General features: G+C 32.6%; 12 protein-coding genes and 1 pseudogene. 3 read left to right on the top strand and 10 right to left on the bottom strand.

Annotation, left to right across the window (positions count from 1 at the left end):
- Positions 1–115: 115 nt before the first annotated feature.
- Positions 116–592 (bottom strand): Hsp20/alpha crystallin family protein, encoded by a 477-nt coding sequence (locus KAOT1_RS02065; protein ID WP_007093019.1) that lies wholly within the window; start codon positions 590–592, stop codon positions 116–118.
- Between the two features lie 322 nt (positions 593–914).
- On the opposite strand from KAOT1_RS02065, the gene KAOT1_RS02060 reads away from it, so the two are divergent.
- From KAOT1_RS02060 to KAOT1_RS23765, 3 genes are all read left to right on the top strand, one after another.
- Positions 915–1,187, top strand: a complete 273-nt coding sequence (locus KAOT1_RS02060) for a hypothetical protein (protein WP_007093018.1) — start codon at positions 915–917, stop codon at positions 1,185–1,187.
- Between the two features lie 107 nt (positions 1,188–1,294).
- Positions 1,295–2,320: an ISL3 family transposase gene (locus KAOT1_RS21780; RefSeq protein ID WP_157559992.1), complete on the top strand. Its 1,026-nt coding sequence runs from the start codon at positions 1,295–1,297 to the stop codon at positions 2,318–2,320.
- A gap of 286 nt (positions 2,321–2,606) precedes the next feature.
- A complete protein-coding gene (locus KAOT1_RS23765; protein ID WP_007093016.1) occupies positions 2,607–2,813 on the top strand; it encodes a transposase in 207 nt (68 codons plus the stop codon).
- A 272-nt stretch (positions 2,814–3,085) separates the two neighbouring features.
- On the opposite strand, the gene KAOT1_RS02045 is transcribed toward KAOT1_RS23765, so the two are convergent.
- The 9 genes and pseudogenes from KAOT1_RS02045 to KAOT1_RS02015 form a co-directional block, all read right to left on the bottom strand.
- Complete coding sequence (locus KAOT1_RS02045; RefSeq protein WP_007093014.1) at positions 3,086–3,277, bottom strand: hypothetical protein; 192 nt, start codon at positions 3,275–3,277, stop codon at positions 3,086–3,088.
- Between the two features lie 263 nt (positions 3,278–3,540).
- The gene (locus tag KAOT1_RS02040; protein ID WP_007093013.1) at positions 3,541–4,419 is read right to left on the bottom strand and encodes a hypothetical protein; all 879 of its coding nucleotides are present in this window, start codon (positions 4,417–4,419) and stop codon (positions 3,541–3,543) included.
- Positions 4,420–4,968: 549 nt separating this feature from the next.
- Entirely contained in the window at positions 4,969–6,009 is a 1,041-nt protein-coding gene (gene tnpC, locus KAOT1_RS02035; protein WP_238528724.1) for an IS66 family transposase, read from the bottom strand.
- A gap of 12 nt (positions 6,010–6,021) precedes the next feature.
- Positions 6,022–6,114, bottom strand: coding sequence for an IS66 family transposase zinc-finger binding domain-containing protein (locus tag KAOT1_RS23760; protein ID WP_394330259.1), 93 nt, complete (start codon positions 6,112–6,114; stop codon positions 6,022–6,024).
- Positions 6,115–6,126: 12 nt separating this feature from the next.
- On the bottom strand, positions 6,127–6,462 hold the full coding sequence (locus tag KAOT1_RS21775) for an IS66 family transposase (protein ID WP_007093011.1): 336 nt from the start codon (positions 6,460–6,462) through the stop codon (positions 6,127–6,129).
- A gap of 49 nt (positions 6,463–6,511) precedes the next feature.
- Positions 6,512–6,865, bottom strand: a pseudogene (gene tnpB / locus KAOT1_RS23500) (IS66 family insertion sequence element accessory protein TnpB).
- Positions 6,866–7,050: 185 nt separating this feature from the next.
- Positions 7,051–7,176 (bottom strand): IS66 family insertion sequence element accessory protein TnpA, encoded by a 126-nt coding sequence (gene tnpA / locus KAOT1_RS23755; protein WP_007093008.1) that lies wholly within the window; start codon positions 7,174–7,176, stop codon positions 7,051–7,053.
- A 245-nt stretch (positions 7,177–7,421) separates the two neighbouring features.
- On the bottom strand, positions 7,422–9,275 hold the full coding sequence (locus KAOT1_RS21770) for an OmpA family protein (RefSeq protein WP_007093007.1): 1,854 nt from the start codon (positions 9,273–9,275) through the stop codon (positions 7,422–7,424).
- Positions 9,276–9,707: 432 nt separating this feature from the next.
- A partial coding sequence (locus KAOT1_RS02015) for a T9SS type A sorting domain-containing protein (RefSeq protein WP_040559266.1) occupies positions 9,708–10,200 on the bottom strand: 493 nt, incomplete at its 5' end.

The following is a 10,200-nucleotide window of genomic DNA, read 5'->3' as shown; positions in this document are numbered from 1 at the left end:
CCACTTCTTTATCAAATACTTTCATTTTCTCAAAATTTAAATTTCAACAATTAAGAAGTAAGGGGGCTGGGGAACCAGCCCCAACTTCAATCAATCAAAAAAACTAACCAACTAATTATGAAATTTTGATGGTTCTTGCAGGCTTTTGTTTTGCCTCTTCTTTCTTAGGCAGATGAATGCTTAAGATACCATCTACGTATTTCGCATCAATCTTACTGTCGTCAACACTCTCAGGCAAAGTGAAAGTTCTTTTGAAGGAAGAATAACCAAACTCTCTACGAGTATAGTTGTCTTCTTGTTGTTCATTTTCTTCTTTCATCTCTGTAGAGATAGACAATAGTTGGTTGTCTAAGTCAATGTGGAAATCAGATTTCTTATGACCAGGAACTGCCATATCTACCACAAAAGCATCTGCGGTTTCTTTGATGTTAACTTTTGGCAACGTCATACCAGTGTTAAAGTTAGAAGTAAACACTGATGGTAGGTCATTGTTGAAAAAACTATCAATCCAATTTGACCAAGTTGGGAAGTTTAAACCTGTATTAACATTTGATAAACTTCCATTTTTAGGAACATTAACTAAAGTGCTCATAATTACAAAAATTTAAATTAAACATTAAAAACAAATTTTGAAATCTTGATTGATCTCAAAATCCAATTAGGCAAATTGAATGCCAAATTAAAAACAGGTCTTATTCGTGTAATATTTTTCATGGAAAATTCAGTAATCAATTCAAGAAATAAGACATGTTGTCATTATTTTAAACATTAAAAGTTGTCATTGTGACATTTTTTAGCATTAGACTTTAAAAATTACTGCCATTTCTAACTCTTGATAGACTATCCTTAAAGATGAAACAAAATGGTACTTATTTCGCCGATTTTTAAATAAAAAGGAATAAAAATCTAATACGATGAGAGCAAAATATAAAACCTATGCTCGAAGTGTATTGGTTGAACTTCGAGTATATAAAAAAGAGAACAACCGTAAAAATTTTAAGGAAGCATTTATGAAGCTAATGCCTGATGTTAAGGCATATATTTCTAAGATATTAAAAATAGCAGAAAGTAAAAGAGTCATTGCTAAAGGTAGTTATCAGGCAGATGATTTTATTAATGATCTATATCTCTACACTTATGTGGATATTCCGATGATGTTGGTTTTTCTTCACTTTTGGTGGTTATGAAGAAAAGTGCTTACTTCTCCTTCCAAAATAATTAATGGATTCAGAAGATTTTTTGCTTTGTACAGCAGATAAGTTCAATGTAGTATCAGTATTGCGGGAGTCAACACATAGTTTTTATTGAATTAAAGAGTAAGCAAGAGTATTGTAGATGTCCTAGTTGTGATAATATTTCCAAAAAATTACATAGCTATTACAATAGAACTTTCAAAGACCTTCCTATGCTTGGGAATACTACAATAATTTCTCTAAAGGCTAGAAAGTTTCACTGTTTAACATCAAATTGTCCAAGAAAAATTTTCACTGAACGTTTTTCAAAACATTTTCTACCATATAGACGTACAACTACTCGCCTTGAAAAATCGATATTATCAATTGCACTAGAAACTGGGGGTAATATAACCGAGCGTATTTCAAAAAGTATAGGAATACCAGTGAGAGATACAATATGTATTCGACGTATCTACAAAAGTCCTTTACCAGATATAAAAGCCCCAGAAATATTAGGAGTTGATGATTGGGCATATAAAAAAGGGCATCGCTATTGTACAGTGCTAGTAAATCTTCAAAACAATAACATTATAGACTTATTACTAGACAGAGAAGCCTCTTCTTTGGAAAATTGGTTAAAGAATCATACAGGCGTAAAAATCATAAGTAGAGGTCGTTATGGGAAGTATATTCAAGGAGCAACTAAAGGAGCTCCACAAGCCATTCAAGTCACTGATCGTTGGCATTTACTAAAAAATTTAAAACAGGTTGCAATCAAAATTATGAATAGAGAATATGCAAAATTGAGTCAATTAACGACAACTGAAAGCCAAAAAATCAAAAAGATAAGTGTGTCTAAAAATGAAGCTCGATTACTTAATAAAAGTCAAAAGAGGTTTATTGAAATGAAGAAGCTTCAACAGGAAGGTTTATCCATACAAGTTATTGCAAGAGAGCTAAATATGCATAGACAAACTGTCAAGAAATACATACTATTAGAGTATTTGCCGCAGAAATGTTACAAAAGAGAAAGTAATATTGAAACACACTTCTCTTACATAGAAAAAAGGGTAAAAGAAGAACCTAAAATACTACTGAAAACATTATGGGAAGAACTAAAAGTTAGAGGCTACAGGTTCGTATAATACTCTAAGCGAATCATTACAATACTTTAACATTAAAATTGGAAGGCGAGCTACAGAAAAGACTAATTTTCCTAAATATAAAAAAAGACTTTTTGTTAGCCCATCAAAAACAGCATTTTTATTTCTTATTGATCCTGAAAAACTTAGAAAAGAACAGAAAGTAATATTAAAAAAACTATGTATTAAATCTACGGACTTATCTGTAACATTAGATTTAGTTCAGAGCTTCAAAAGAGTTGTAAAAGAAAAGTCTGGAGATAAACTATTAAAATGGATAGAATCTGCATTGAACTCTGGAATTAAAGAAGTAATTTCTTTTGCAAAAGGAGTTATAGCTGATTATGATGCAATAAAAAATGCCGTAAATCTACCTTGGAATAATGGTCCTGTTGAAGGAAGTGTAAACAAACTCAAAACCCTGAAAAGGCAAATGTACGGAAGGGCTAGCTCGGAGCTACTAAAAAGGAGATTGGTACTAAATAATTCTTCATAACCACCAAAAGTGAAGAAGAACCAGTTTAGTCCAAAAAGGAACAAATTCAACACAAAAATCATCAATAGAACAGAAAATTTCAGTAATTTTATTCATAGAGCATATTGTTTTAGTTTATTGATTATCAGAACCTTAATTTACTAAATATTCTACTCTTTTCTATGGAAAATATTCTAATTCTTACGTCGAACTCACGTTAATATATTATTTAAAACTTAAAAAATAGGTCGGAATTTCTTCCGACCATGACTGACCGAAGTTCGCAATAATAGTTAAATTTGGCAAGGACAATATGTTCTAAAGGTTTCTACCCCACAGCCAACTGTTTCAGCAGGTTCTTCACAAATTATTTTAGACTCAGCAGTTTCACAGGCATTACCTGATCCTCCAAAAACAGAAGCGAGGTTAAAATTAGAAATAGGTTTCTTGTTAAGTTTTAAAGATTTAACATTTCTTTTTTTCATGATATAAAATTTTAAAATTAATAATGTATAATAATACACATTTTAGAGCCTAGATCATGAGAATTATCTTTTAAATTTATAAATTAAGACTAATTTAGTATCTTTAGGATACCTCTAAGTAAGATTCTGCACTTACACACTTCGAGACACTCTCGTTGTAAAATGCAGAACATCAACCCAAGGAGATGGCTTACTGAAATTCTTAAAAAAATTACCTGAACAAAATATTCAAAAACTAAAAGAATTACTTCCCTAATTTATTCTTATAATTTATCTCTAATTAGATAAGGATTTTTTTTCGTTTTTGGGAGTTTCTCTAAAACAAATTGATTTATTTTTTCATTTTTAAATGAAAGCAGCATCGTTCTGATTACTTCATTTCGATAATATTTATTTCTACCTTCTTCTACATATCTTATTAATGTAGCTTGAATTGATTTTTCATTTCCTTGTAAATGATTTTTAAAAATATATTTAACAGCGTCTATATTAAGATCATTAAAAGCAAGTTGTTTAATTCGCGGTAAGAAATTGGAAGAATAAACTCTATTGTAAAGAGCCTCTCTTAATATAAGATTATCACTATCTTTTTTAAAAACAACTAAACTATCCATTTTAAAAAGTAGTGTATCATTCAGAAGAATTTCTTTTGATCTTTTAAAATCAGTAGTTCCAACTCCTGACAAAATTTGTTGCCTGTATTTAGTATAAAGAATTGAATACACATAACGATTCCTTCTTAAACAGCCTGTTGCAGAATACACTTCATCATCGGAATTCAAAAAATAGTTAAAAATCTTAAGGATATCCTTATACTCTCTATCTATTAATCCCCAACCTGCATAACTGGCTACGATCTTATTAGAGGACTTAGTTAGTTCTAATAATTCCTGCGTTGTTGCTTTTGATTTGAGTAATTCAAAATCATGATGAGGATCTTCTTTCTTGCGTAGCTGTTTTAGAAGTGTTCTATCATTAGCTAAGCTATCAGAGACAGAATATTGAAGATATATATTATTAGAAGGGAAATTATAAAACGTATCCGCTTTTTCTAAATTAGTAATAAGCTCATGTGCTTCTTGAGCAGTTAAACAACTTGAATATGTAATTGTTAGCAAAATTATGTATATTATTTTCTTCATTATTTATTGGGTATAATTTATATAAAACGTAAAATATTTCCTTTGAGTATATATTGAATCTCTGTTTTAGTTTTTCTTTTTGACATGATTCAAAGCTAGAAACAACTAGTAAATATAGCAAGATGTACTTGCTTGTACGGATACTTTTGTGATTTAGAAATTCCCTTATTCTATAATAAAAATGCCCCTATTCTCGAATGAACAGTTCGTTAGCATAGGGGCTTGCCTTAAATACTTTTTATTCTACATCTAGTAGAAAAAAATACTCATTGCTAAAGTAAACACTAATATCAACTTAGAATAAATTATTCTATTAGCGACATCACTGAAACGATAATATGTAATTAACAACGATTAAACGTAAGCCTTCGGTAAACCCCGTATTGCGATATCAATGATTTTGTACGACTGTATTTTACATAAAATGAGATATGGGTTTTCTTAAATCACTGATGAGTAGCGCTATAAGTTTTTCTAGCTGTAGGATTAGCGCCTGATTTTATTGGATTCTTAGGGTTTGGAAAGATTTATTACTAAAATACTATTTTCTTAACACTTTTGGATGCTGTTATTTTTCCAGTTTTGTGGGAGTAATTCTTCTAACTTATTGGCTTTATGCTCTGATATTCTTTTAAAGACATCGTGTAACCAAGAGTAGGGTTCTACATCGTTTATTTTACAAGTGGCAAAGAAAGAATACATCATGGCAGCTTTTTGTGCTGCCTTGTGCGATCCTGCAAAGAGATAGTTTTTTCGTCCTAACGCAAGTGGTCTGATGGTATTTTCTATCTTGTTATTATCAATTAAATAGTTTCCATCTTCCAAGTACCCGATCAGATACTTCCATAAACGAAGTGTGTAGCCAACCGCTTTTGCAATGGCACTTTTGGGTAATAGTTGCGATTGTTGCGCTACTAACCAATCATAGAAGGTATCGAATATGGGGTTGGCATAGCGATTTCGATAGTGCTTGATTACTTCTGGAGTGGTATTATGTTCTCTAATGTTAGCTTCTAAGCCATACAATTTTTGGAACTGCTCCATAGCATAGCTTGCTCTTGTATAATCATTATCAAGTGCTTTTTCAAAGTAACGTCTGGCATGTGCCATACACGAGAGTAGTTTTAATTGTTTTGCAGTGGCTAGGTTTTGATATACCTTGTAGCCATCCGATTGTAGCGTTCCTTTATAATTTTTAAGCAATGCTTGGGGCGCTTTTATGGAACGTGTCGCATCATATTTAAATAGTACCAAGCCTTCTACTGGTGCATGATATACCCAATGATAGCCTGTGTGTAAACTTCCCTTTTTGTGACTGTCTTGCACACCAATTGGACTTTCATCTACTTGTAGATAGTTATTTTGCAATAGCTCTTTAATGAGCACATCATATAGTGATTCTAGCAATGAAGTCGCAGCATTGAACCATCCCGATAAGGTAGCATCACTTACTTGGTACTGCTGACGTCTAAAAATTTGTCGTTGTCTGTAAAAAGGAAAATGATCTACAAACTTACTCACTAGAATATGCGCTAAGAGTCCAGAACCTGCATTGGACTTTGGAAGTGGTAGGCTTGGAAGTTCGCCTATGATAATTCCTGATTAATCCTTTAACGCGTATTTTGGACGTACGATTCTGCGAACAAAAAGCTTGGCAGGATTGTATTCTAAGATTTCAGTCACTTCTTCTCCTATTTTAATGCTGTCTTATGTTAGATTTTTTGGTTTGATGATTTCTTCGACTCTTGGAAGATGTATAGGCAATAAGGCACCTTTGGCTACCTTCTTTGGTTTGATCTTCACTTTTGTATGCCGTAAGACCTCTTTTTCAGTATCAGAAGATGCCTCTTGTGATGCTTGTCCAAATAATCCTAATTGACCAGGCAAAGCTGTAGAGACAAAACGTTCACTTTTACTGCCAAAAATCAGTCGTTTTAATTCTGCTAACTGCCCAGTTACATCTCTGTATTTATCCAACAAATCATCAAACTCCTTCTTGGAGATATAGGCGGTTTCTTCGGTAGTATCAGTAGTGTTTTTCACGGTAGAAAAGTACTGATATTATCAGTAAATTACAATGTTTTTATCCGATTTATGCAGGTAATTTATAGCGTTTTTTTCCGCGAACATGTGCAATAGAAACACCATCAATCAGTAGTACTAATTGCGAGTAACTCAGCTTGATACTGGTAACCGCTTCATCATAGATTGGTAATTCAAAACGACCCGATTCCAAACGTTTATAATACAGAACAAAACCACTTGCTTGTCATTGTAATATTTTGACCTTATCACGGGATTTGTTGATGAAGATATAAGCAGTACCATCTTGGGCAGAAGCTTGTAACTCTTTTTGAATGATACCTGCTAGACTATCAAAACTCTTGCGCATATCTGTTGGATGACCATACAAATGATATCGATGGGAGACGCCTAATCCAAACATGAGATCAGTTTTTGCAGACAAACAACAGTTTCTCTAGTTAATGAAATACGATCCAAATGTAAACGAACACCGTTTGGATAATTTAGAGTGATAGCTGTATCAGAAGTATCAACAGAAGCTCCGATCTCTAAAGGGATAAATTCACTAGTGTTTTGTTCAAAACGAGGTTTAATGCCTGATTGATATTATTTTTTCTCACGACGATAATGATTTAACCAATATTGCAAAGTATGATACTTAATATCTTCACGTTCACAAAAATCCTTTTGATTAATATCTTCTGAATACATCTGATCTATCAAGGCAAACATGCGCTGTTGAGTCTTGGTCTTTTTCATCAAACTAAAATACGAGCGTAAATATTGATTTACAATACGTGGTTTACCGAAGGGTTACGAATATAGCAACACCTAAAAATCATTTAGGAATATGCAATACGTAGTTAACTGAAAGTTTACGTAGTTATGAGTTTTTGAGATGAAATATATACATAAAAAAGTGCCACCGTTTTCACGATGGCACAATCCTTCAACTTATTATGTAAATAAATTGAAATCTACTTAGCAGAGATATTAATAATTAACTCAACTCTCCTGTTTTTTGCTCTACCTTCTGGTGTGGTATTTGGAGCAATAGGAGCAGATTCTCCTTTACCGGTAATTGTAATGTTACTATTACTTAGTTTTTTGGAGTCTAAGTAGTTCTTGATTGCTTGAGCTCTTTCTACTGATAATTTGTCATTATATCGATCAGTTCCTCTACTGTCTGCATGTCCGATGATAGAAATATTATATCCAGCATCATTTTTCAGGTTTGCAGCAATGTTGTCTAAGATTTCTTTTGCATTTTGATCTAGTTTTGAACTGTCAAAATCAAAGTATACTTTTCGTTCTCCTACAGCAGGATCTGGAATCGTTACGACTTCCGTTTCTACAACTTCAGCAGGACAACCCTCAATAGTTCCCACAACTGTCGGACATTTATCTTTATTATCAGGGAAGCCATCACCATCTGTATCAGGACATCCACCGTACTCGATTTCTCCTTTTATTTCTGGACATAGATCGTCTTTATCGGCAACACTATCGCCATCAGTATCTGGACAACCACCAAATTGTGCTATTCCAGGCGTATCTGGGCAAATGTCGAATTCATCAGGAATTCCATCGCCATCACGATCGTTGTTTTCTTCTTCTTTTTCACTTGATGAAAGTCTGTAAACAACCCCTAAATTATGGTCAAAGTGTTTTGGTAAATAGTCTTTAAACGAGTGTTTGTAAGTCGTTTGTAAATTCACTCCAATTTTGTCTGTTAGCCAATATTTTAATCCAACAGAACCGTTTACTGTTCCTGCTCCTACAATGTCTCCAGGTGTTTCACTTGAAGTGTTGAATGCTCCTTCTTCCAACCAAGAATATCCACCTCCAACAGCTAAGAAAGGACGAAGTTTTCCTTTTCCGAAGTTGTAGTTTATCATTCCATCAAGTGCATAATATTTTAAATTGTCTACTAAAAGACTTTCATCGGCATCGCCAAAGTCTCCGTATTTACTAATTTCATTGATTGTACCTTTTGCAGAGATCGATAAGTTATCTGTAAGTTCTCTATTTATACCTACATAAAATCCAAGATTCCAGTGATCGTTTAGGTTAAAAAATTCATCAAAGTATTCTCCTTGTGGAGCATCTTCTCCAACAGGATAAAAATCAACAGCACTTAAACCAGCTTCAAATGACCAGCGCCCTATTTTTGAGGTCATTGGAGTGGTTTCTGTACCTTCTTGTTGTGTTGTACCTAATTTGTATGAAATTCCAAGATTGTGATTCCAGTGTTTTGGTAAATAATCTTTAAATACATGCTTGTAAGTTGTTTGAAGATTGATTGCGAATTTATCACTAATCCAATAGTTAAATCCTACAGAACCATTTACTGTTCCTGCACCAACCAAATCGCCAGCTGTGTTACCAGACGTATTAAATGGTCCTTCTTCCAACCAAGTATATCCACCACCAACGGCAATGTATGGTCTTAATTTTCCTTGACCAAAATTGTAGTTAATCATTCCATCAAGTGCATAATACTTTAAGTTGTCTACCAATACACTCTCGTCTGCGTCTCCAAAACTCCCGAATTTACTGATTTCATTAATGGTTCCTCTTGCACTAATGCTTAGGTTGTTTGTTAAGTTTCTTGAGACTCCTAAATAATACCCTAAATTCCAGTGGTCATTCAGGTTTAAAAATTCGTCCATAAACTCTCCTTGTGGAGCATCTTCTCCTACAGGAAAGAAGTCTGTGGCGGTTACACCTGTTTCAACATACCAATTTTTATCAGTATTTTGAGAAAAAGAAGTCTGCGCCCAGACGAACATCGATAGTGTTAATGTGATAATTGCGTACTTTCGTTTCATAATGTTGCTAATTTTAAATAAATCGTTTTTAAGATTGTATACTTTTACCTACGTAAAAATAATTTGCAAATTAAAGTGATTTTTAATTACCAATTGACTCATTTAAAAAATATTTTAACTCAAAAAGTAAATAGCGTTTTTTTATTTAAGTAATTAATGATAAAACTAGCTATTATAAAGAAAAAGAAAAGAATTTATTTGTTTCGAGAGTTGATAAAGTACACACCAATTAATAGAATAAAAGCAGCTATTAATGATTGTGTAGTAAGTTGCTCATTTAATACATACCAACGAGAGTGTCCTGTAAAGTGTGTAAGTGTAGAATCTTACCTAGAAGTATTTCAAAGATACGAAATTAACTCAATAAAAAAGAGAGGTCTTTTAGCTAAAATTACCTCTCTAAATATTGCCCAAGACTAATTCATCAAATATTTAGTACTTGATGAATTTAAAGTTTTTAATACCTCTATCAGTTTCGATTTTTAGAACATAAACTCCATTTTTCAACTCACTAATGTTTACTGTTAAACGAGCATCATTTTTTGTTTTTTTAAAGACTTCTTGCCCAATTAAATTATAGATGGTCAGCTTTTCTATTTTATTTACTTCAAGATTTTTGATGGTTAGTATGTTTGTAGTGTCGTCATAAATTAAATGAACATCACTTAAAAACACTTCGTTTATTCCTAGTGTTGTTGATTCCTGAAAGACAATACTAAATCTTGTAGCTTCTACTACAGCATCTAACCAAATTGTAGCATCTGAGTTTGACAAATTGTAGTATATATCATTATGAATGTCTTTTAAATAGACTGTTACATCGTTTGGAACATTTTCTATTTCATTTATACTGAAATTATAGAATCCTGCATCTGTTATTTTTATACCTAAAGGAAGTTCTTGTGTACTATCAAACTCAGGCAAA

It is taken from the genome of Kordia algicida OT-1, from assembly GCF_000154725.1.
Classification (GTDB): Bacteria; Bacteroidota; Bacteroidia; order Flavobacteriales; family Flavobacteriaceae; genus Kordia; species Kordia algicida.
The sequence above is the reverse complement of the archived record's forward strand: the minus strand, read 5'-3'. Positions and strand labels throughout refer to the sequence as shown.